Annotated in this window: 21 protein-coding genes; 9 read left to right on the top strand and 12 right to left on the bottom strand. The window is 60.7% G+C overall.

The features are described from left to right. Positions 1-2 precede the first annotated feature (2 nt). The 6 genes from EBB79_RS25550 to EBB79_RS01935 form a co-directional block, all read right to left on the bottom strand. Positions 3-257, bottom strand: a complete 255-nt coding sequence (locus tag EBB79_RS25550) for an aa3-type cytochrome c oxidase subunit IV (RefSeq protein WP_420850354.1) — start codon at positions 255-257, stop codon at positions 3-5. Next, positions 232-834, bottom strand: coding sequence for a hypothetical protein (locus tag EBB79_RS01955; RefSeq protein WP_238704976.1), 603 nt, complete (start codon positions 832-834; stop codon positions 232-234). The genes EBB79_RS25550 and EBB79_RS01955 overlap by 26 nt, the downstream gene beginning before the upstream one ends. Next, complete coding sequence (locus tag EBB79_RS01950) at positions 821-2,665, bottom strand: glycerophosphodiester phosphodiesterase family protein (RefSeq protein WP_238704975.1); 1,845 nt, start codon at positions 2,663-2,665, stop codon at positions 821-823. The genes EBB79_RS01955 and EBB79_RS01950 overlap by 14 nt, the downstream gene beginning before the upstream one ends. Before the next feature lie 189 nt (positions 2,666-2,854). Then, the gene (locus tag EBB79_RS01945; protein ID WP_127747222.1) at positions 2,855-3,307 is read right to left on the bottom strand and encodes a DUF6173 family protein; all 453 of its coding nucleotides are present in this window, start codon (positions 3,305-3,307) and stop codon (positions 2,855-2,857) included. Positions 3,308-3,311: 4 nt separating this feature from the next. After that, positions 3,312-4,358 (bottom strand): MBL fold metallo-hydrolase, encoded by a 1,047-nt coding sequence (locus tag EBB79_RS01940; protein ID WP_127747221.1) that lies wholly within the window; start codon positions 4,356-4,358, stop codon positions 3,312-3,314. 4 nt (positions 4,359-4,362) lie between these two features. Beyond that, a complete protein-coding gene (locus tag EBB79_RS01935) occupies positions 4,363-6,066 on the bottom strand; it encodes an acyl-CoA dehydrogenase (RefSeq protein ID WP_127747220.1) in 1,704 nt (567 codons plus the stop codon). A gap of 128 nt (positions 6,067-6,194) precedes the next feature. Between EBB79_RS01935 and EBB79_RS01930 the strand changes: the two genes are divergently transcribed. Next, positions 6,195-7,145, top strand: coding sequence for an L-threonylcarbamoyladenylate synthase (locus tag EBB79_RS01930; protein WP_127747219.1), 951 nt, complete (start codon positions 6,195-6,197; stop codon positions 7,143-7,145). Between the two features lie 249 nt (positions 7,146-7,394). Here EBB79_RS01930 and EBB79_RS01925 read toward each other — a convergent pair whose 3' ends face one another. Further along, complete coding sequence (locus EBB79_RS01925) at positions 7,395-7,952, bottom strand: YqgE/AlgH family protein (RefSeq protein ID WP_127747218.1); 558 nt, start codon at positions 7,950-7,952, stop codon at positions 7,395-7,397. A 252-nt stretch (positions 7,953-8,204) separates the two neighbouring features. Here EBB79_RS01925 and EBB79_RS01920 point away from each other — a divergent pair, with 252 nt between their 5' ends. After that, positions 8,205-9,011 carry a protein-disulfide reductase DsbD domain-containing protein gene (locus EBB79_RS01920; protein ID WP_127747217.1) on the top strand — a complete coding sequence of 269 codons (807 nt, stop codon included), beginning with the start codon at positions 8,205-8,207 and terminating at the stop codon, positions 9,009-9,011. Positions 9,012-9,026: 15 nt separating this feature from the next. Continuing rightward, a complete protein-coding gene (locus tag EBB79_RS01915; RefSeq protein WP_127747216.1) occupies positions 9,027-9,452 on the top strand; it encodes an NUDIX hydrolase in 426 nt (141 codons plus the stop codon). A 46-nt stretch (positions 9,453-9,498) separates the two neighbouring features. Here the strand turns inward: EBB79_RS01915 and EBB79_RS01910 are convergent, their stop codons facing one another. From EBB79_RS01910 to EBB79_RS01890, 5 genes are all read right to left on the bottom strand, one after another. After that, on the bottom strand, positions 9,499-12,894 hold the full coding sequence (locus tag EBB79_RS01910) for an efflux RND transporter permease subunit (protein WP_127747215.1): 3,396 nt from the start codon (positions 12,892-12,894) through the stop codon (positions 9,499-9,501). Positions 12,895-12,990: 96 nt separating this feature from the next. Further along, positions 12,991-14,457: an efflux RND transporter periplasmic adaptor subunit gene (locus EBB79_RS01905; protein WP_127747214.1), complete on the bottom strand. Its 1,467-nt coding sequence runs from the start codon at positions 14,455-14,457 to the stop codon at positions 12,991-12,993. Positions 14,458-14,562: 105 nt separating this feature from the next. Beyond that, positions 14,563-15,105 (bottom strand): molybdenum cofactor biosynthesis protein B, encoded by a 543-nt coding sequence (gene moaB, locus EBB79_RS01900; protein ID WP_127747213.1) that lies wholly within the window; start codon positions 15,103-15,105, stop codon positions 14,563-14,565. 66 nt (positions 15,106-15,171) lie between these two features. Continuing rightward, positions 15,172-15,771 carry a metallophosphoesterase family protein gene (locus EBB79_RS01895; RefSeq protein ID WP_127747212.1) on the bottom strand — a complete coding sequence of 200 codons (600 nt, stop codon included), beginning with the start codon at positions 15,769-15,771 and terminating at the stop codon, positions 15,172-15,174. Further along, positions 15,768-16,529 (bottom strand): uracil-DNA glycosylase, encoded by a 762-nt coding sequence (locus EBB79_RS01890; protein WP_127747211.1) that lies wholly within the window; start codon positions 16,527-16,529, stop codon positions 15,768-15,770. Before EBB79_RS01890 ends, EBB79_RS01895 begins: the two co-directional genes overlap by 4 nt. A gap of 176 nt (positions 16,530-16,705) precedes the next feature. On the opposite strand from EBB79_RS01890, the gene EBB79_RS01885 reads away from it, so the two are divergent. From EBB79_RS01885 to plsY, 6 genes are read left to right on the top strand one after another with little or no spacing between them, the layout of a single operon-like run. Continuing rightward, entirely contained in the window at positions 16,706-17,665 is a 960-nt protein-coding gene (locus tag EBB79_RS01885) for an aspartate carbamoyltransferase catalytic subunit (protein WP_127747210.1), read from the top strand. 17 nt (positions 17,666-17,682) lie between these two features. Then, on the top strand, positions 17,683-18,210 hold the full coding sequence (locus EBB79_RS01880) for a hypothetical protein (RefSeq protein WP_238704974.1): 528 nt from the start codon (positions 17,683-17,685) through the stop codon (positions 18,208-18,210). After that, positions 18,201-18,584, top strand: coding sequence for a hypothetical protein (locus tag EBB79_RS01875; RefSeq protein WP_127747208.1), 384 nt, complete (start codon positions 18,201-18,203; stop codon positions 18,582-18,584). The genes EBB79_RS01880 and EBB79_RS01875 overlap by 10 nt, the downstream gene beginning before the upstream one ends. Further along, the gene (locus EBB79_RS01870; RefSeq protein ID WP_127747207.1) at positions 18,581-19,189 is read left to right on the top strand and encodes a hypothetical protein; all 609 of its coding nucleotides are present in this window, start codon (positions 18,581-18,583) and stop codon (positions 19,187-19,189) included. Before EBB79_RS01875 ends, EBB79_RS01870 begins: the two co-directional genes overlap by 4 nt. Further along, positions 19,186-20,496 (top strand): dihydroorotase, encoded by a 1,311-nt coding sequence (gene pyrC, locus EBB79_RS01865; protein ID WP_127747206.1) that lies wholly within the window; start codon positions 19,186-19,188, stop codon positions 20,494-20,496. Before EBB79_RS01870 ends, pyrC begins: the two co-directional genes overlap by 4 nt. Continuing rightward, complete coding sequence (plsY, locus tag EBB79_RS01860; RefSeq protein ID WP_127747205.1) at positions 20,496-21,101, top strand: glycerol-3-phosphate 1-O-acyltransferase PlsY; 606 nt, start codon at positions 20,496-20,498, stop codon at positions 21,099-21,101. Before pyrC ends, plsY begins: the two co-directional genes overlap by 1 nt. The last annotated feature ends 14 nt before the right edge of the window (positions 21,102-21,115 follow it).

Here is a 21,115-nt window from a genome sequence, read left to right as displayed (position 1 = left end):
GATCAGGTTGCGAAGATGGCCAGGAACACCGCAATGGCAACCGATGCGATGCAACTACGGGTCACGAAGGTTATGAACCCATTGTATGTATTTTCCTGGACCGTCGTGTCCATCGAACCGTGCTGATGATCTGCCATGGGGTGTATCCTATTCGTGTAGATTTCGCTTTGAATATCGCAAATGAAAAAGCCTGTCACCACGTCATTACGGCGCAGCGGCGCAGAAAAGACGTTAGTTGCCGCTCCAACACTGATCATAGCCATACCCCCAGCGCCAGCTGAGCCCACTGCAGGGCCCGCCACCGAATCGCACCGAGTAATACATGCTATCCGCCAGCAGCTCATAGGCTTCGCTCACCTGTGGCTCGCTGACACCGTATAGCACCGCCAATTCGGCCCGCCGGGTCTTGCCAGTGTCCGCGACACAGGTCTGTAGCGCGCGATCAGCCCTCAATCGCGCGGCATAGCTGTCTTTGGCCGTCAGCGCGGATCCGGCATCATGGTAGGCACGGTCATGTGTCACGCAGCAGGTTTCAAACGGAGGCTGTTGCTGATGGTCGCGGGCAAACTGCGGCCAGTAGGCAGCCACACCCTGCCAGGTGGCGGACAACCCACCACTGCAGCCATCCGTGGTAAAGGGCGCAGGTCCGTTGGCCTTTGCCACCTTTGCGATCAATGCCTGATGCGCCTTCAGTTCCAGCCCGCGCCCCAACTGGTCCCAGTCCTGAAACCAGTTCTGTGCCATGGCAGGGCCAGACCACTGACCCAGTAGCACCAATCCGGCCCAGATAAGGCGCCCAAAGCAGGAATTTGAATTGGCCTTAGGGGCTGACATCTCGGTACTCCTTGGGATTAAGATCCAGACCCAGTTCTTCGATCAGCCACAACACCATGCGCTCGGCCGTGTTCAACTGTGCCCGCACCCGCAGCACTTCGCGTGCAAGAGCTGGTTCGTCAGTGATCAGCCCATCAACCCCCATGGAGATCATTTTTGACATTTGCAGTGGATCGTTGACCGTCCAGACATAGAGATCCTTGCCCGCGGCATGGACCGAGCCGATCAACCCAGGACTGGCCGTTTCGGCGCGCACCGCCGCAAAATCCCCATCCAACCCGGCCAGATCGCCCAGTTTGGTGGCCGCCAGAATGCCCGCCTGCCAGTCCGGGCGCAGGGATTTCGCCTTTTGCACCGACGTATATTTCAGCGACATAAAGGCGATTTGATCGGCCATATCCGCGGCCTCGACCAGCTGCACTGTGCGGCCCTCTAGGTCGACATCAAACCCATAATGCTTGAACTCGATCAGCAGCTTGGCGCGGCCCTTGACCTGCTGCAGAACCTCGCTCAGCAGCGGGATGCGCTGATCGCCGTAGACCGGGTCAAACCAGCTGCCGATATCGACCTGTTGCAACTGCGACAGGGTACTGGCGTGGATCTGCATATTGACCCTGGCCAGCTTCATCAGATCCGCGTCATGCATCACCACGATGCGACCATCCGAGGTCTCTTGCACGTCGATTTCAACCCAGTCCGCGCCCTGCACCAGCGCCTCTTCGATTGCGGCACTGGTGTTTTCCGGTTTGCTGCCAGCGGCGCCGCGATGGGCGATGATTTCGACATGATCCTCGGCCTTTACTGCGTCAAGCAGCGACTGCCCCAACCAGAAAGACAGGCCGACCAAAACAACGGCGACACCTGAAAAGCCCAGCAGACCGGGACGGAGCCCGGACGGCACTTGCAGATAGCCGGGCAAGGACGGCTGTTTGCCGCCGAAATGGCGGTCCAGGATCAGCGCCAGGGCGCCCAGAGCGATGGCTGACAGCGCCGCGTCGCCGATCACCCAGAGCAGCAGCACCACAAGCGACAGCAGCAGCACCTGAATAAGGCTGGCCCCTTCACCCAAAGGCATCCAGGCGATAATGCCGCCCGCCAATGTGGCCAGTGCTGCCGCCAACAGGGTTCGGGTCAGCAACCAGATCACCAATTCGATCTGTAGCTTGAAATGATGCCCGCGCATCCGGGCGGCACTGGCGGCAAAGCTGCTGCGCGGTGACTGATCCTCGAACAGAACCAAATGCAGAGCCAGCGCCCAGGCCAAGAGCCGCTGCAGTAAAACCAGCGCCAGCGCCAACCCGATCACACCGATCAGGGCGGCGGCCAGTTTGAAGGCCGGCGGATGATAGGTCAGGTAGTAATTGATGTCATAGTCGGTCAGCAGCCCCCAGGCCACCAGACCTGCCACGGCGATGAAGGGGGCAGCCAAAAGCAGAATACGCAGCAATAACAAAGCGATGAATATTGCTAGGACATAGAGCTTCTTGACCACAGCCAGCAGGGAGACCCGGGCAGTCAGCCAGCGGTTGCTTTGCTCATAGCGCAGCGAAGCGGCCATCACCGCAAAGCCGGTGACCTCGGCCACCAACACGATACTGAGAACCACCAGAGACAGCAGGAATCCGATGGGTGACAGCACGAACAGCGCAATATCCTGATCGGTCAGGGCCGATTGGCTGGAAAACGAAACGGCCAGATTGATCAGGACCCCCAGCAAGGGGGCAATCAGCGCCAAGGCCAACAGGCGCAGCGACACATAGACCGTCAGAAACAACCGCCAGCGCCGTGTGGCACCGCCGTAGGCCTGTAAAACGTCGGAAACAAATTTCAACTCAAAACCTCCTGATCCAATGCCGCCCATAAAACGCTGACGCGCGACAGACCTCAAGAGGGGTTTCAGCGCGGTGGCGCCGGGTCACCTGACCTGACCGAAGGGCTCCCGCCCGGTATCGGCCTCCTGGCGGAGGCGCTCTTCCCGTTGGGCCGGGCACCGGGCCTGCGGCCCGGTGCAACAGGCAGGTTAGCTGTCGCCGAGATCAGAGGCCAGTTTAAAGCCGATCCGATTGGCCGGTTGATCTTTCTTCGGCTTCGGCAGGGCCCGCAACATGACGTTCAATTGGGTGACATGCTGCACCAGCTGAGTTCTACCCTGCGCGCCGTCGCTGCCGTAGAAGGTGATGATATCGGGATCAAAATAGCCCATGCCCTCGATCCGCAGCACGCCGGTTTCACCGCCGACAAAGCCCATTGCGACCTCGTGTTCGCCGTCCAGTTGCTTCTCAAAGTTTTGGATATAGAGGATCAGGCGCTCGTAGGCCCAGCGCGCGGCGCTTTTCTTCTCGGCCAGCTTGTTCAGCGCCTCGGGCACGGTGTTCAGGCCCACTGTCGCCTCAGGGTCCGCGTGGACCTCATGCAGGCTGGGCAACACCGCTGCCTCGATTGCCTCTGCGGATGTCTTGATTTGATCGCCCATGTCCCTACCCTTTACGCTGGTACAGCCAGGCGCCATCGTCGCGGCGGCTGCGATCCAGTTTTCCAACACAATACAGGTGATTTACATGGGCCACCGCCTCGACCAAGGCAAGCCCGTATTCGCCAGACCCGATCGAGCGCTTGAACAGGGGCGCGAAGCATTCAGCCGCTGTGCGGGGCTGATCGAGGAAGTCCAGCAGCCGGTCGAGCGCGCCGTGGTGGTTGTCGATCAACTGCCGCATCCGCAGCGGCAGACGGGTAAAGGGCAGTTTGTGGCCGCCCAAACACAGGTGATCCGGCTGGGCCAGCGGGGCCAGTCGTTCGCAGGCCTCAAGCCAGTCGGCCAGCGGGTCGGCCATGGGTTCGGTGGCATAGACACCGATATTGGGGCTGATCGAGGACAGGATCTGATCGCCAGTGATCACCAGATTGTCATCGCGGCTCCAGAATGTTGCGTGTTCCGGCGCATGGCCGTTGCCCATGTGCACATCCCAGTCGCGCCCGCCCATGCGGATCACATCATCCTGCTGGATGCGGGTAAAGCCCAGCGGAATCGGATACACCACATCGGAAAAGTTGAAAGGCCGGTCGGCAACCCGCGCTTCATAAACCTCGGGGTCCATGCCGGCGCTGCGGTAGTAATCCAGAGTTTCCTGCGGCCAGACCTCTTGCACATCCAGCGTCAGCATCCGGGCAAACAACCAGGCAGTGCGGGTGGTCACCAGTTCAGCCCCATGTTCGGACTGGAACCAGCCGGCGTTGCCGATGTGATCGGGGTGGTGATGGGTCACCACCACCCGTTTGACCGGCTTACCCTGAAGCGGCCCGTCCATCAGTTGTTGCCAGATCCCACGGGTCTTTTTTGACGAAAACCCGGTGTCGATCACCGTCCAGCTGTCGCCGTCATCCAGCGCATAGACATTCACGTGGTCCAGTTTCATCGGCAGTGGCAGGCGCATCCACAGCACACCCGAAGCGACTTCGATGGCCTCGCCTGGTGCTGGAGGGGTTTCCCAGGGGTGACGCATGGTGACTTCGGGGACGCTTGTCATATTTTCAGCCTGTCAATTCTTCTAAGGTCAGTGCATAGGCGCCCGCCGCGCCAGCCTGCGCATGGGCAAGCAGTCCGGCATGTTCGGGCAGCAGGCGGGTGATATAGAACCGTGCCAGTTTTTCACGTGGCCCACCCAGATCAGCCATAGCTGCAGTCAGATGGAAATGCCCGCCCAAAACGCGGGCAAAGGCGCGCAAATAGGGAACGGCACCAGCAAAACGATCATTCATCGCATCCTGCGCCACCAGCCAATCGGTGGCTTCACGCAAGCTTTCGCAGGCCTGCCAGACGCTTTCGGCCATATTGGGATGAGTGGTTCGGGCCCGTTCGGCCTGTTCCTCGATCTCGTCCATCAGCCGGTTGGCCATATCGCCGCCGTCCATCATCTTGCGCGCCACCAGATCCATCGCCTGAATGCCATTGGTGCCCTCGTAGATCGCGGTCACCCGCACATCACGCAGGAACTGGGCCGCGCCGGTTTCTTCGATAAAGCCCATACCGCCATGCACCTGCACGCCGGTATCCGCCACCGAAATCCCGGTGTCGGTGCCAAAACTCTTGGCAATCGGGGTCAAAAACGCAGCCCGCGCCGCCCAGTCTGCCTCACCCGTCGCGGCCTGCATATCGATGGATACCGCACAGGACAACATGATCGCACGGGCGGCAAACAGATCGGCCTTCATGGTCATCAGCATCCGCCGCACATCGGCATGATCTACAATGGTGCCGCTTTCACTGCGGCCCTGTTTGCGTTCCAGCGCGTAGTCCAGCGCCTGCTGATAGGCACCTTCGCCTGCACCAATACCCTGACCGCCAACACCCAGACGCGCGTTGTTCATCATGGTGAACATCGCAGCCATACCGCCATGTTCGTGACCGACCAGCCAGCCGGTGGCACCGTCGTATTGCATCACACAGGTGGGAGAGCCGTGCAGGCCCATTTTATGTTCCAGGCTGACCACCTTTAGCGCATTGGCCACACCGGCGTCACCGTTTTCATCCGGCAGGAACTTGGGCACCAGAAACAGCGAGATCCCTTTGGTTCCCGGCACGCCGTCCGGCAGCCGTGCCAGCACCAGATGGCAGATATTACTGCAGAAATCATTATCGCCCCAGCTGATGAATATCTTCTGGCCACTGATCGCAAAGGTGCCGTCACCGTTGGGCTCGGCCTTGGAGGCCAGCGCGCCCACATCCGATCCGGCCTGCGCCTCGGTCAGGTTCATGGTGCCGGCCCATTCGCCAGAAATCAGCTTGGGCAGATACAGGTCCTTCAGCGCGTCACTGGCATGATGCGCCAGCGCTTCTATCTGGCCCTGCGACATCAGCGGAGCCAGCTGCAACGACAGGCAAGCGCCACTCATCATCTCATTCACGCAAGAGGTCAGCGCCATCGGCAAGCCCATGCCGCCATGCGCCTCCGGTGCGCTCATACCAATCCAGCCGCCCTCGGCTATGGCGGCCCAGCCTTCGGCATAGCCGGGCGAGCTGCGCAACACGCCACTGACCAATTCTGCCGGCTGCATGTCGCCCGCCCGCTGCAGTGGCGCCATGACTTCGTCGCATAATTTTCCAGCTTCGTTCAGAATCGCGCTTGTTAAGTCGCCCGAGGCCTCGGCGAATTTTTCGGTCGCGGCGACCTGCCCAAAGCCAACGATGTGGTTCAGCAGGAATTCATACTCGGGAACGGGTGCGCGGAAACTCATGGCATCCTCTTTCTGTGGCGCTGCTGCATGGGCTTGGCTTCCCTGTGCGCAGCCGGTAACTGTCAAAGCTTGAACGAGTATCTAGCGGGGCCAGCCGCGCAAGCAAACCAAAACGCGGCGTCACCTATATGAACACAGAACACACTGAAATACTGGGATCTGAACAGACCGACCTGGAACAGGCTGCCACATTATTGCGGGCGGGCAAGTTGGTCGCCTTTCCGACCGAGACCGTTTACGGGCTGGGTGGAGACGCCCGTTTGGGCCCGGCTGTTGCCGGGATTTTTGAGGCCAAGGGACGGCCGACATTCAACCCGCTGATCGCGCATCTGCCATCCGTCCAAGCGGCTCAACGTTACGTTCAGTGGAGCGATCACGCACAGCAACTGGCGGATGCTTTTTGGCCCGGACCGCTGACTTTGGTGCTGCCGCTTCGGAAGGGACACGGCCTTTCACCGCTGGTCACCGCCGGGCTGGACACTCTAGCAATCCGGGTGCCCGCGCATCCCACCGCACGGCGTTTGCTGGCGTTGGTCGATGGTCCAGTGGCAGCGCCTTCCGCCAACCCGTCAGGCCGGATCAGCCCCACCACAGCCGCCCATGTTCTGGCCGGGCTGGAAGGGCGACTGGCTGCCATTGTCGATGACGGTGCCTGCGGTGTCGGGTTGGAATCGACCATCGTCGGTCTGGCTGGACCTGAGCCCATGTTGCTCCGTCCCGGCGGGCTGGCGGCTGAGGAGATTGAGAGCGAGCTGGGCCAGCCGCTGCTGCAACGGGACGTCAAGGATGCCTTGACCGCGCCTGGGCAACTGCTGTCCCACTACGCCCCAAACGAGCGGGTGCGGCTGAATGCCCTTGAGGCCGAACCCGGTGAGTTGATGCTGGGATTTGGTGCAATGACCTGCGATCTGAACCTCTCGGCCAGTGGCAACCTGACCGAGGCCGCCTGCAATCTGTTTGGCCACCTGCATCGCCTGGATGCCCTAAGCAGGCCCATCGCCGTTGCACCGGTTCCCCAGCATGGGTTGGGTCAGGCGATCAATGACCGCCTGAACCGCGCCGCCGCCCCCAGGGACTAACAACCAAAGGCTCCCGCGCCTGCACGCCCCCCGGCTGCGCCGGACGTCGCGACAGACTTGGGCCGGGCGCGGCTGCGCCGCGCGGTGCTTGCCGAGAGCCCTTCGTTCCCTGTTGCCGTTTATTTCCGCGCTCAACTGAAAGATGCAGTAGCAGCACCAGCGACCCACCGGGCCGCAGGCCCGGTGCCACGCCCAACCGGCAACGACCTCCGTCAGGAGGTCGGGGCTGGACGGGAGAACATCGAACGTTCACGCATGGCCCGCCTCACTCGACAGCCCCAGCGGATCAACGCCAATCGACTGCAGGGCGGCACCCCACTTTTGATCATCGTCAGTGTCAAACACCAATCCCGCAGTGGCTTCGACGGTCAGCCATCCGTTCAGGCCAATCTCACCCTCCAGCTGACCTGCCCCCCAGCCCGCGTAACCCAGCATCATCAGCACCTGATCAGGACCCTGACCAATCGCAATATCCTCCAGGATATCCAGCGTCGCCGTCATTGAAAACGTTTCTGACACATGCAGCGAGTTCAGGCTGGCCTCATAGTCCGGAGTATGCAGCACAAATCCACGCTGGGTCTCGACAGGGCCACCAAAGCGCACTGGGATCTGCCCCCGCGTTACCGGATCCGGAGTAATGTCCAACTGACGCAACAGATCACCCAATTGCACGTCAGGCGCCGTTTTGTTGACGATTAACCCCATCGCGCCGTCTTCCGTATGCGAACACAGAAAGATCACCGTGTGCTCAAACCGTTCATCACCCATGCCAGGCATAGCAATCAGAAGTTTGCCGGTGAGATTCATATGCTGTTACCTTTCCGCTTCAACGCGTCATATCCCCAACGTTGACTGGACCGCAGTACCATCCCTTTCACGCTGGGTGACCCGGATGGCATTGGCCCCGTTTTTAATCATGACGCGGCAAGAGGTTCTGCGCAAGGGTGGCTGTCAAAGCAACCAGAGCCAATCCCATTCCTATGCCAGCCAACCCACAACGCGACATGCTAACCACAACGTGACTTGGCTTTTTGATTTCGGCAGCGCATCTGTTGCGCCATGAAACAGCTCTTTAATATTCTAGCCGCCGGGCTCTTTGCCCTCGCCTCTCCCGCTGCAGCTTTCAGTGACACTGACCCACTTGTCGAAATAGAGGTGCTGGACGGTGGTCCCACGGGACGTGGCACCTATATGGGGGCCCTGCGCCTGACCCTGCAGCCGGGCTGGAAAACCTATTGGCGCAGCCCTGGCGATGCTGGCATCGCCCCCAGTTTTGACTGGCGTGGGTCGCGCAATGTTGGATCTTTGTCGATCATTTGGCCGACGCCTGAGGTCACCATGACCTCGGGTTACCAGACCATTGGCTACCATGACCGCCTGGTGTTGCCGATTGAAATCACCCCAGCTGCTGCCAATCAGCCCGTTACGTTGACCGGCGAAATGCAGCTGGGATTGTGCAAGGATGTCTGCGTGCCTTCCGAAGTGTCATTTCAGCACCAGTTGAACCTGCAGGCAAACCGCAACCCGGCGATTGTCGCGGCTATGGCCAATCGCCCCTATTCGGCCAAAGAAGCCGGAGTTAAATCCGCCAAATGCACATTATCGCCGACACAATACGGTATGCAGGTAGAAGCCCGCATATCCATGCCGACCGCCGGAGGCACCGAGGTTGCAATCATCGAATCCGGCACACCAATGGCCTATGGTGGTGCGACCGCCACCGAGCGTCGCGGCAACATGTTGGTTGCAACAACCGAGTTCCTTCCCGTAACCAAGGGTGGCTTTGCCCTGGACCGCTCCAAGCTGCGGATCACTGTGCTGGGCACACGCCACGCCGTGGACATTCGCGGCTGCAGCGCTGGATAACATAAGGACCGCAAAATGAACCGTCCCCTCGTCGGAGCCATTGCCGTGGTCTGCCATCGCGACCGCATCATTCTTGTGCAACGGGGCAAGCAGCCCAGCGCCGGCATGTGGGGCTTTCCCGGCGGTCATCTGGAACTGGGCGAGACCGCCCTGCAGGCCGCAGCCCGTGAATTGCTTGAGGAAACCGGCGTCACCGCCCATCCGTTGGACTACCTCACCAATATCGACGTTATCCTGCGCGACACCGACGGCGTGATTACACAACAGTATCTTCTGGCCGCGGTATTATGTGAGTATCAGCAGGGCACTCCCCAAACGGCGGATGATGCCGAACAGGCGCAATGGATAGCTATCGCAGACTTGGACAGCTGCGGGTTACCACTACTGGATCAAGTGGCCGAGGTGGCCCGGCTGGCCCAAACCCGGATGCAAAACCGCTAGCACAGAGCATATCTGCAGGCCCTTAGACATGCGGATGATTATTTCCTCAAACCCGTCTGTGCGACCGCATTCCGGTGATCAGCGCCGCCAGCACATAACTAACGAAAACAATTACTGCTGCTCCGCCCAGGAAGGCCAGCAATGCCGCGCGCATTGGCGCCATCGTGGTCAACAGCGGCAGCATCTCAGCCAGAACCGGATGCAATGTTCCGGTGGCAATTGTCAGTCCCATTGTCAGGACCAGCCATCCGGCCTGCACAGCGCCAACACCCAACATCAGCCCCCGGGTCGCCGCAGCCTTCATCGCGCGCCGCAGGGCTGCCATGGGCCGCGCCACATCACGCTGCATCGCCACCAGAGCGGGCACCACCAGCAATACCAGAACCATGCCAAAACCAAGGCCATAGACCAGTGTGATCACCGTTGGTTTCAGGAATTTGGCCTGCTGCGAGTTTTCCGCCAGCAAAGGCGCCAGCCCCAGCACGGTGGTCAAGGTCGTCAGCATAACAGGGCGCAACCGGTCTGCGGCACCTTCGATGATAGAGGGGATCAGCCCACGGTCCTCGGCATATTCATCGATGGTGGTCACCAGCACGATGGAATCATTGATGATAATGCCTGTCATCCCCAACAGGCCAACCACCGAGAACATCGACAGGGGCACACCGTGGAAATGGTGACCGTAGATCGTACCCACCAGACCAAACGGAATGATTGCCATCACCACCATTGGCCGGGTCCAGCTGGAAAACACCCAGGCCAGCACCAGATAGATACCGGTCAGACACAGGATCAGCCCGGTACGCGCATCATTCAGAAAGGCGTTTTCCTGCTCGCTCAACCCGGCAAGGCGCCACTCGACCTGCCGCTCACTGGCAATTTCGGGCAGAATTTCCGTTTTCAACGCTTGCTCGATTTGTTCCGCCCTCGCCGCGTCGTCCTCGGATATGTCGCCAGTGATCGAAACCACCCGGATGCCGTTTTCGCGCCGAATGGTCGAGAACCCCGTGCGTTGGGTCACCGAGACAATATCTGCGAGTGGCACGTAGCTGCCGGTCGGTGTCCGCATCAAGGTGCGTTCCAGGAAGTCAGCCGTCAGCTCTCCCTTAGGCAGTTCGACCTGGATGGTGGCCGAACGGGGGCCATCGGGATAAGTTGCCGCCTCAATCCCGTTCAACCGCGCCCGCAGGGCCCGCCCCAGTGAATCGATGGTAAAGCTAAGCGCTTGGCCCTGCGGTGTCAGATCCAGAATGACCTCTTCCTTGTCATAGGCCAGATTGTCCTCGACCGCCGAGACCTCAGGGTAGCGCAGCACTGCATTTTTCAGATCTTCCGAGGCATCCTTTAGGGTCTGAACATCAGCCCCGTAGAACTGCACATCCAGCGCATCTCCACCCGGACCGGAACGATAGCCACGAAACGATACCGTCTCGGCCAGAGGATGGCGCTGCACGTTCTCCTGCAACTCGGCCACAAAGGCATAGCTGGAATATTCGGGACGAAGATCGGACTCGATTAACTCGATAGAAATGCCGCCCAAAAGATCAGTGTCTTTGGTATCGACACCCGACAAGCCACGGCCACCATTGCCGCCAACCTCGGCCATGACAAACAACAGCGGGTTCAGACCATAGCGTTCCTCGTACTCCAGGCCCAGCGCCTGGGTTGCACGTTGCATTTCCTGCATCATCGCCATCGTGTCGGCGCGGCTGGCGCCTTCTACCATGGCAAAGTTACCGGTGACCGAGCTGCGTTCCGGCGGGCTGAAGAACCGCCATTTCACATCGCCACCCACCACCAGCGCAACCTGACTGGCCATCAGCACCAGCGCCCCGGCCAAGACCGCATAGCGGGCCCAGATCACCCAGGTTATCAGACGGCGGAACAGATGATCGCGCACCCAGCGAAAACCGCGGTTCACCACCCGGTTCGGCCAGTCGTACCAGTGCTCCTTGGCGGCATGCGCGATAGCATGGGACAGGTGGTTGGGCAGGATCAGGAAACACTCAACCAATGACGCCGCCAATACCGCGATCACCGTATAGGGGATATCGCTGATCAGATCGCCAAACCGGCCGCCGATTATGGTCAGGCCAAAGAAGGCGATGATGGTGGTCATGGTTGCGGCCAGCACCGGCATAGCCATGCGGCGGGCCGCGTTTTCCGAGGCCACCACCGGGTGTTCCCCCAGCCGTCTGGCGCGGAAATCGGCGTGCTCGCCCACCACAATGGCGTCGTCGACCACAATACCCAGCGTGATAATCAGGCCAAACAGGCTGATCATGTTGATGGTCAGTCCAGCGGCATACATGATGGCAATCGCGGCAAACATCGCCGCAGGAATGCCCGCCGCAACCCAGAAGGCTATCCGGGCGTTGAGGAACAAGAACAGCAGCGTCACCACCAGCGCTAACCCCATCAAGCCGTTGTCGACCAGCAGGTTCAGACGGCCGGTAATAGCCTCGGCGCGGGTGCGGATCAGTTCAACCTTGACGCCCTGCGGCAGGCTCAGCTGCATCTGCGCCACCACATCCTCGACGCTGCGCTGAATGCCAATGGCATCGCCCTTGTTGGACCGGTCAACCCGCAGCGACATCGCCGAGTCTTCGCCGACAAAATAGGCCCGGTTGCGGTCCACACCTTCGACGGTGATCTGCGCCACATCGCCGATGGTCAGCGCTGACCCATCCGCATTGGCGCGCAGCACGATCGCCTCGATCTCTTCGGGTTTTCGCTTTTCGCTCCCCGTTCGGACCCGTGCGTTGGCCCCTGAGATATCTCCCGCCGGATCCGCTGCCACCTCGGCTGCAATGGCATCGGCGATCTGCGTCAGGGTGACGTCATGGGCAATCAAACTATACGAGGGCACCTCGATCAATGTTTGCGGCGCGGCAACGCCCCGGATGGTGGTGCGGGTCACGCCGACCTCGAACAGGCGGACAATCAGCTCATCCGCAAACAGGCCCAGCTGGGCCGGCTCCAGCGCTCCCGAGATCACCACATCGGTGACTCGATCGCGCCAGACAGCGCGGGTGACCTTGGGCTCGTCGGCAGCATCGGGCAGCGTGGTCACGGCATCCACCGCCGACTGCACATCATCCGCCGCCCGTGCCATATCCCAGTTCGGCTCAAACTCCAGACTGATCGAGGCAACCCCTTCACGCGATGACGCCGACGAGGATTCCACCCCGTCCACCGACAACAGCGCCGGTTCCAGCGCCTGGACGATGGCACTGTCGACATCCTCGGGACCGGCGCCGTCCCAGGTGACCGAAACCGTCACCCGGTCAAGGATCACATCCGGAAAGAACTGTGCCCGCATATTGGGGATGGCCGCCATGCCCAGCACCATCAGGATCACCAACAGCAGGTTGGCGGCTGTCCGGTGACGGGTGAAATAGCTTAGTAAGCCACCCGCCGAGCGGGGCAGGTCTCGGATCATTGGAATGCTCTGGATGCGAGTTCAATTTTGGCCCGGCATCGCCGGGCCGCGCCTGACCTTGGGAAGGCGCTTTGCTTATAGACTAGACCCATATTCTTAGCCCCCCATCCGCGCTTCAATGCGGGTTACCAATTGGACTGGCACCTTGGGTTCCGACAATTGCCCCAATACGCGCTTCTTGGCCTCATCTGGCATACGATTATTGCTTTCGACAAAGGCCGTCAGCCGGGCGCGTCGTTCGTCACTCAGCTCGATCAACTCGGCCTGTGGCGCGGCTTGCGGCTGCCCGTCGGTGCCGCTGCGCAGGGCCCGTACCTTGATGCCGGTCCCCAGCAGGGGCGTACGTCCGGCAACCACCTCGCGGTCCGCCAGCCCCACGCCGCGGATCAGAACATCATTGCCCTGACGGCGCACCAGCTCGACCTGCATCTGTTCCAGCCGGTCCTCGGGGCCTAGCACCAAAACGGTACTATTGGCATCCAGCACCGTGGCCGGCAAACGCGCGACCGCGCTTAGCACAGGTTCGCGCACTGACACCGTCACAAAATCGCCGGGCTTAAACCCCGGAGCAGTGTTCAGACGCGCATAGATCAAGCGCCCTGACTGACCTTCGCCCGCCCCCCCACTGTCGCGGCTGATCACGCCCTCGGCGCTTAGATCCGCGCCTGTAGCATCCAGCGAGACCCGCACCGGTGCGGCAATCAAACTGCCGCTGCCATCCAGCAACCGGGCGTACTGTACTGTGGAAATCCGAAAGGCCACTTCTAGCAGGGTCGGGTCCACCAGATCCGCCAGTTTTTCATTGGCCGAGACCAGACGCCCCTGCACCAGACTGACCGTTTGCAGCGTGCCGTCGAACTGCGCCGTTACTGTGGTATCAGCCAGATCCCGTTGGGCTGTTGCCAGACTGATCTGCGCCCGCGCCAGGTTTGACGCGGCCTGATCCACTCCGGCTTCGGCCTGGGACACTGCTTGACGCCGTGAAATAACCGTCTGCCGGGCCTGAACCGCGTCTAGTTCTGCCCCCTCAACGGTCGCTGCCGTCCCGACGCCGCGGTCTTTCAAATCCAGCTGGCGCTGAAAGGCGCGTTGGCGCAGTTGGGCCTGATCCTGCGTTGCGGCCAGTTCATCCATCGCCAGGATCAAAGTCCGGCCGGTCTCACGCTCTTCGGCGCGGGCGTCCTGCAGATCGGCCTTGGCCTGATCCAGCGCCGACTGCGCATCCGCCGGGTCGATCTGCAAAAGTAACTGACCCATGGAGACAGCTCCGCCCTCCTCAAACTCTTCCGCCAGCGAAATCACCCGCCCGGCAACCGGAGTGCGCAATTCCAACCGGCGTCGGCTGTCAACCTTACCAAAGGCAATCAGCTCGGGCGCGATGTCCTGCAGCTCGGCAGTTATCAGATTGACCGCAAAAATACGCTCACGGGGGGGCGGCGCCTTGCGCTCGTTGCTCATCCGCTGCTGCACAGCGCCCAAAACCATCTGGCCCGCATACAGCAACAGTGCTGCGGTGACTGCCGCCAGAAAAATTCCAGTCAAACTTTGACGCAAAAAGCGCATCTTTAGTCCCCTTCAGGCGGCATTTTCTGCCTATTTCGCCCCTTTGAACCCCGTCGAAACATATCAAGTTTCGGCAGGGTTTGCGAGGTTACACGCAGCGGTGGATTATTTCCGTCGCTGAGATTCTTCTAATCTGGGCATTATTTCAACAAAGTTACAGGGCAGATGCCTGTAATCCAGCTGCATCGACAGAATTTCGTCCCAGCCATCTTTGCAAGCACCCGGACTGCCGGGCAGCGCAAACAGATAGGTTCCGCCCGCCACGCCACCCGTTGCGCGTGATTGAACCGCGCTGGTGCCGATCTTTTTCATCGAGACAATGGTGAACACAGTGCCAAAGGCCTCGATTTCCTTTTCATAGACATCGCGGTGCGCCTCGACGGTGACGTCGCGCCCAGTTAATCCAGTGCCCCCGGTTGAAATCACCACATCCACCTGCGGGTCTGCCACCCAGGCGCGCAGCTGATCTGCAATATCCGCCCGGTCATCGGGCATGATTTTACGATCCGCCAGGACATGCCCGGCCGCCTGCAACCGGTCCACCAGCACCTGGCCCGAGCGATCCTCGGCCAGGGTGCGGCTATCCGACAGTGTCAGCACAGCAATGCGCACCGGGATGAATGTCTTGTTCTCGTCAATACGCGACATGGGGCCGTGAATTCCTTTTTGACTGCGAGCCTGGGCCCGCATGATGTCCGCCTGCTTATCGGCGGTTCAATGATCTACCTCAAACCAGTTCACTGTCGGCCCCAGATTAACCACTTCGGTGGCGCCGAGGTACCCTCGCTGGCCCCAACTGTCGTGAATATGACCGCACAGAGCCAGTTTTGGCTGCAACCGCTCAATCGCTTCCCGGATTGCGACAGACCCAACTGAAATCCCGCCCGAGGTCAAATCCCCCAGACCTTTGGGTGGGGAATGGGTGATCAGGACATCGGTGGCGGAACAATTGTCCAGCATCTGCCCGGCAAGTTCCTCGGTCAGATCACAGGACCAGTCGCCAAACGGGGTTGGCGGCACGCCGTAGCCCAGCCCGAACAATCGTAGCCCGTCGATCTCAGTACCGGTGCCATGCAGAACAGTCATGTCCGGCAGGGCCGCCGCGCGCAATTCATCTGCGCTTTCAGCATTGCCCGGAACCAGGACCATCGGCGCTGCCACGCCCGCCAGCAATTGCATCGCCTGATCCAGACCCTGGCGCATATTGCAGAAATCACCCGCACCGATCACCAGATCCGCCTCGGCACTGGCCGCAACCAGATCGGCTGCCCGCGCCCGCGCCAAATGCAGATCCGAGAAAGCTAGAATTTTCACGATAATGCTCCCATGCGGGCCTTAAGCGACAAGAGATCTGCCCAGGCCGCGCGCTTTCCTTGCGGTTGGTTCAACAGCTGTTCCGGGGGCATCATCGGCAGAACCGCCTTGCCCCAGGCCTGCTGCCATTCGCCGCGCAACCGGTTGATGCCGCGCTTGCCTAGCACCGCCTGGCAGGCCGCGTTGCCCATCAACACCAGATATTCAGGCTCGGCCAATTCCACATGACGCTGCAGGAACGGCACCATCATCGCGATATCTGCCGGTTGCAACTCCTGGTTCTGTGGTGGCCGCCATGGCAGCACGCCAGTCAGATAAACAGAGCTGTCGCGCGACAAATCGATCGCTGCCAGCATCTTGTCCAGCAATCCCCCAGCCTGACCGGCGAAGGGTTTACCGGCGCGGTCTTCCTCGCGGCCCGGTGCGTCGCCAATGATCATCACGCGTGCGCCGGCCTGACCATCGCTGAACACCAGATTGCGCGCACCTTTTTTCAGGGCACAATGGTCAAAGCCGTCCAAAGCCGCCCGGAGACTGGGCAGCCCGGTCGCCGCCCGCGCTGCCTTTTGCGCCTGCTCAACAGGGTCCACTTCCTTGGGCTTTTGCACTGCAGGCGCCTGCGACACCTTCGCCTTTGGCAGTGTCGCCCCCAGCGCATAGCGATCTACCGGCGCATCACCGATGCTTTCGGTGGCGCCCAGTTCAACTTGCCACTGCAAGAGCGCCCGCGCGCTGTGATAATCCAATGCCGATTCCATGCGCCAAACTACCCCGGCTGACGCCAAGACGAAACACCCCAGCTTCCCGTTGCCAAAAATACTCAAAACCCCGGGAATACACCCCGGACAGCGCAGCTGTTTTCCTACAGAACAGCACCTTGCCCGCCTTCCCCTGCCCGCCTATAACACCCCCGACCCAAGCGCGGAGCCTGCTCATGACCCCTACCCAATTTGGCCACAAACACCTGCTTGGCATCGAGCCGCTGCGCCCGCATGAGATCACGGCGATCCTGGATCTGGCCGATAAATACGTCGACCAAAACCGCGCCACCGAAAAACGATCTACCGCTTTGGCCGGGCTGACCCAGGTCAATATGTTCTTCGAGAACTCTACCCGCACCCAGGCCAGTTTTGAGATTGCCGGCAAACGGCTGGGTGCGGACGTGATGAATATGGCGATGCAGGCCTCCTCGATCAAAAAGGGCGAGACCCTGATCGACACCGCCATGACCCTGAACGCCATGCACCCGGACCTGCTGGTTGTCCGCCACCCGCATTCCGGCGCGGTGGATCTGCTGGCGCAAAAGGTCAACTGCGCGGTGCTGAACGCCGGCGATGGCCGCCACGAGCACCCAACCCAGGCGCTGCTGGATGCGCTGACCATTCGCCGGGCCAAGGGCCGTCTGCACCGCTTGAATATCGCCATCTGCGGTGATGTCGCCCACAGTCGTGTGGCGCGATCGAACCTGATTCTGCTGGGTAAAATGGAAAACCGCATTCGTCTGATCGGTCCGCCAACCCTGGTGCCCAGCCAGTTCGCTGAATTCGGCGCCGAGATCTATGACGACATGTCCGAGGGTCTGAAGGACGTCGATGTGGTGATGATGCTACGCCTGCAAAAGGAACGCATGGACGGCGGTTTCATCCCCTCGGAGCGGGAATATTATCACCGCTACGGGCTGGACGCCGACAAGCTGGCACTGGCCAAACCCGACGCCATCGTCATGCACCCCGGCCCGATGAACCGCGGCGTTGAAATCGACGGCACACTGGCGGACGACATCAACCGCTCGGTGATCCAGGAACAGGTCGAGATGGGTGTCGCCGTGCGCATGGCGGTGATGGACCTTCTGGCGCAGAACCTGCGCGCAGAACAACTGGCCCCGGCAGAGTAACTTAGATGGATCCGACAATGCATATCCCAGCGGGCGAGCGCGACATGATAAGGGTCTTTGACCTTGGCATGCGCCCCGAACAGGCCCGGTTCCTGCGCGAACCCGAGGCCTTGGCGCAGGTGCTGGGCATCGACGAGATCAATCTGGATCAGGTGGAGATCTTCCCACTTACCGATCTCGAGGACCTGGGGCTTGTGGGCTACCTGAACGAGGGCTGCGGCATAGCTGCTGATCAGCTGGCCCCGGACCATGCGCGCCTGATGGGCCTGACCGGCCACGTGCTGCTGATCCGTTCACGCGCGTTTGGCGGCGAGGAAACCCGTCTGACACCGGCCCGGCAGATCACATTCATTGGCGCCTATGGCGAAGATCAGACCCAATGGACCGGCGCTCCGATTCAGACCGACAGCGCCAAACTCTATTCCGCGCCCCGCCTGTCGCCCCGTGAAGGGCGCGCCAAGGCCCGCCGCATCGGCGCCAGTCTTTTTGCTGTGGTGATGCTGTTGATGGTCGCCCTGCTCAGCAAGCTGGTGGGATGGCTATGACAACATTCACCCCCGACCGAAGGGCCTATATCCGCTCGCACGCCTGGATGGCGGCGCTGGCTATGGCGGCGGGCATGGCGATCCTGTGGGCCATGGGTAATCCCCATGTCTGGACTGGCGCCATCGGTGGATTGGCAGCGATCATCCTGCGCGGCTGGTATTTGATGTCCGAGGATCTTGCTGTGACCTGGACCCTATCCGACACCGGCCTGACCGGCCCTGCCGAGCGCAATATCCCGCTGACCCAGATCAAGCGGGTGCGCACCATGGGCAGCTATGTGCAGGTGGTGACCAAGAGTGGCGACAAGCATCTGATCAAGTATCAGGCGGAGCCGGCCGCGACGAGCAGGATCATCGAGAGTGCGCGCAGATGAGTCGGGCTGACGAGTGGGACGAAATCCTAAAGCCCGGTGAAGAGGTCCTCTGGCAAGGACGCCCTGACAGCGACTTTCGCTGGAAAAACCAAATCTTGCTACCCTTCAAAATTGGACTTTTCTGCCTAACGGCATGGCTACCCCTGCGCGAATTCGCCCCAAATTGGCCAGACGGCACCACTCCCGCAGCCCTGTTTTTCCGTGATTTTGCACTTATCCTGATCAGTGGAAACTTAGGATACCTTGCCCTAAAACACCTGCAAGCCCGGTTCGTATTTCGAAGAACATGGTATACTTTAACCAATCAACGCGCGTTCATTGCGCGCGACCACTTGTTGCTTGGTAAGCGACTTAGCGACTATCCCATTACCGAAAACACGGTTCTAGATATTTCCTATACTCCACATTGTAGCGTCTGGTTCGCATGGCGTTATCCGTCTTCTCTGGATAAACCCATTAGCGAATTTGATGCGTATGGACAAATCTCTATCAGGCAAAGCTCTCCGCATGGAGTTGGTTTCGAGAATATTCCCGACGGAGAAAAAGTATATCAGCTTATGGGCCTTGTTCAGGCCGGGGCGATGGACAAGAGAGAAAACACATGACCCTACTTTTCACCAATGCCCGCCTGATCGACCCCGAAGCAGGCACGGACGCGCCGGGCCATCTGCTGGTGCAGGATGGTACGATTACCGAGGTCTTTGCAGAAAACCTCAACGTGGCGGCAATGTTTCGCGCGCGAAAAATATCTCCAGAAGACGTTGAAATCATTGACTGCAACAATCGCTGTCTGGCCCCCGGTATCGTCGATATCGGCGTGAAAGTTTGCGAGCCGGGCGAGCGTCACAAGGAAAGCTACAAATCGGCGGGCCTTGCGGCGGCGGCGGGCGGGGTCACCACCATGGTCACCCGCCCCGATACCGCGCCCACCATCGACAGCCCCGAAGTGCTGGAATTCGTCACCCGCCGCGCCCAGGCCGATGCCCCGGTCAACGTGCTGCCAATGGCAGCGCTGACCAAGGGCCGCGACGGGCGTGAAATGACCGAGATCGGCTTTCTGATGGATGCCGGCGCGGTGGCCTTTACCGATTGCGACCGGGTGATCACGGACACCAAGGTCTATACCCGCGCCCTGACTTATGCCCGCTCATGTGGCGCACTGGTGATTGCCCACCCGCAAGAACCTATTTTGTCCAAGGGCGCTGCCGCCACAAGCGGTAAATTCGCCGCCCTGCGCGGGTTGCCCGCTGTGTCGCCCATGGCAGAACGCATGGGGCTGGATCGCGATATTGCGCTGCTGGAAATGACCGGCGCGCGTTATCACGCCGACCAGATCACCACGGCGCGCGCGCTGCCCGCACTGGAACGCGCCAAGGCCAATGGGCTGGACATCACCGCCGGCACCTCGATTCACCACCTGACTTTGAACGAGTTGGACCCGGCTGATTACCGGACCTTCTTTAAGGTCAAACCGCCGCTGCGATCCGAGGACGACCGTCTGGCGGTGGTCGAGGCGGTGCGCACGGGGCTGATCGATATCATCAGCTCTATGCACACCCCGCAGGATGAAGAAAGCAAACGGCTGCCCTTTGAAGAGGCGGCGGCCGGCGCGGTGGCGCTGGAGACCCTGCTGCCGGCCGCCCTGCGGCTGTATCACTCGGGGCATCTGGATCTGCCAACCCTGTTTCGCGCCATGGCGCTGAACCCGGCCAAACGCCTGGGACTGAACAGCGGTCGCCTAAACGTCGGATCCCCTGCGGATCTGGTCCTGTTTGACGCCGACGTCCCCTTTGTGATGGATCGATTTGCGCTGAAATCGAAATCGCAGAACACCCCATTTGACGGCCAGCGCATGCAAGGTAGGGTGCTGGCGACTTATGTTGCCGGTGCGCCGGTCTACCGGAGAAGCTGATGCCAATATTCGAGACCTCTGCCGCCCTGCTGATGCTCTGGGCCCTTGTTGGCTATGGCTTGGGATCAGTGCCATTTGGCTTATTGCTGACCCGCGCAATGGGGCTGGGCAATCTGCGCGACATCGGGTCCGGCAATATCGGCACCACCAACGTGCTGCGCACGGGAAACAAGGCCGCCGCGGCACTGACACTGCTTTTGGATGGCGGCAAGGGCGCGGCGGCGGTGCTGATGGCGCGTTTTCTGGCCGGCGAAGATGCAGCGCAACTGGCCGGACTGGCGGCGTTTCTTGGCCATTGTTTTCCGGTCTGGTTGAACTTCAAAGGTGGCAAGGGCGTAGCCACCTTCCTGGGCCTGATGCTGGCGCTGGCCTGGCCGGTGGGCCTGGCCTGTTGCCTGACCTGGCTGGCCTCGGCTGCGCTGAGCCGGATTTCGTCGATGGGGGCCTTGGGTGCGGCCCTATCAGCCCCGCTTTGGACGCTGGTGCTTGGCCGTGCCGACACGGTCCTGCTGGCCGCGGTGCTGGCCGCGGTTGTTTTCTGGCGCCACAGCGCCAATATCGCCCGCATTCGCGCAGGCACTGAGCCAAAGATAGGCGAGAAATAGACCCGACGCGGGCA

It is taken from the genome of Parasedimentitalea marina (genome assembly GCF_004006175.1).
Lineage (GTDB): Bacteria > Pseudomonadota > Alphaproteobacteria > Rhodobacterales > Rhodobacteraceae > Parasedimentitalea > Parasedimentitalea marina.
This window is presented reverse-complemented; position numbering and strand designations above follow the sequence as displayed.

Coding starts and splice junctions, on each gene's coding strand:
- EBB79_RS01955 (WP_238704976.1), bottom strand. CDS start 834: ATGTCAGCCCCTAAGGCCAATTCAAATTCCTGCTTTGGGCGCCTTATC.
- EBB79_RS01870 (WP_127747207.1), top strand. CDS start 18,581: ATGAGTCGGGCTGACGAGTGGGACGAAATCCTAAAGCCCGGTGAAGAG.
- EBB79_RS01915 (WP_127747216.1), top strand. CDS start 9,027: ATGAACCGTCCCCTCGTCGGAGCCATTGCCGTGGTCTGCCATCGCGAC.
- EBB79_RS01925 (WP_127747218.1), bottom strand. CDS start 7,952: ATGAATCTCACCGGCAAACTTCTGATTGCTATGCCTGGCATGGGTGAT.
- EBB79_RS01945 (WP_127747222.1), bottom strand. CDS start 3,307: ATGGGCGATCAAATCAAGACATCCGCAGAGGCAATCGAGGCAGCGGTG.
- EBB79_RS01940 (WP_127747221.1), bottom strand. CDS start 4,358: ATGACAAGCGTCCCCGAAGTCACCATGCGTCACCCCTGGGAAACCCCT.
- moaB (WP_127747213.1), bottom strand. CDS start 15,105: ATGTCGCGTATTGACGAGAACAAGACATTCATCCCGGTGCGCATTGCT.
- EBB79_RS01935 (WP_127747220.1), bottom strand. CDS start 6,066: ATGAGTTTCCGCGCACCCGTTCCCGAGTATGAATTCCTGCTGAACCAC.
- plsY (WP_127747205.1), top strand. CDS start 20,496: ATGCCAATATTCGAGACCTCTGCCGCCCTGCTGATGCTCTGGGCCCTT.
- EBB79_RS01910 (WP_127747215.1), bottom strand. CDS start 12,894: ATGATCCGAGACCTGCCCCGCTCGGCGGGTGGCTTACTAAGCTATTTC.
- pyrC (WP_127747206.1), top strand. CDS start 19,186: ATGACCCTACTTTTCACCAATGCCCGCCTGATCGACCCCGAAGCAGGC.
- EBB79_RS01890 (WP_127747211.1), bottom strand. CDS start 16,529: ATGGAATCGGCATTGGATTATCACAGCGCGCGGGCGCTCTTGCAGTGG.
- EBB79_RS01905 (WP_127747214.1), bottom strand. CDS start 14,457: ATGCGCTTTTTGCGTCAAAGTTTGACTGGAATTTTTCTGGCGGCAGTC.
- EBB79_RS01920 (WP_127747217.1), top strand. CDS start 8,205: ATGAAACAGCTCTTTAATATTCTAGCCGCCGGGCTCTTTGCCCTCGCC.
- EBB79_RS01885 (WP_127747210.1), top strand. CDS start 16,706: ATGACCCCTACCCAATTTGGCCACAAACACCTGCTTGGCATCGAGCCG.
- EBB79_RS25550 (WP_420850354.1), bottom strand. CDS start 257: ATGATCAGTGTTGGAGCGGCAACTAACGTCTTTTCTGCGCCGCTGCGC.
- EBB79_RS01880 (WP_238704974.1), top strand. CDS start 17,683: ATGCATATCCCAGCGGGCGAGCGCGACATGATAAGGGTCTTTGACCTT.
- EBB79_RS01875 (WP_127747208.1), top strand. CDS start 18,201: ATGGCTATGACAACATTCACCCCCGACCGAAGGGCCTATATCCGCTCG.
- EBB79_RS01930 (WP_127747219.1), top strand. CDS start 6,195: ATGAACACAGAACACACTGAAATACTGGGATCTGAACAGACCGACCTG.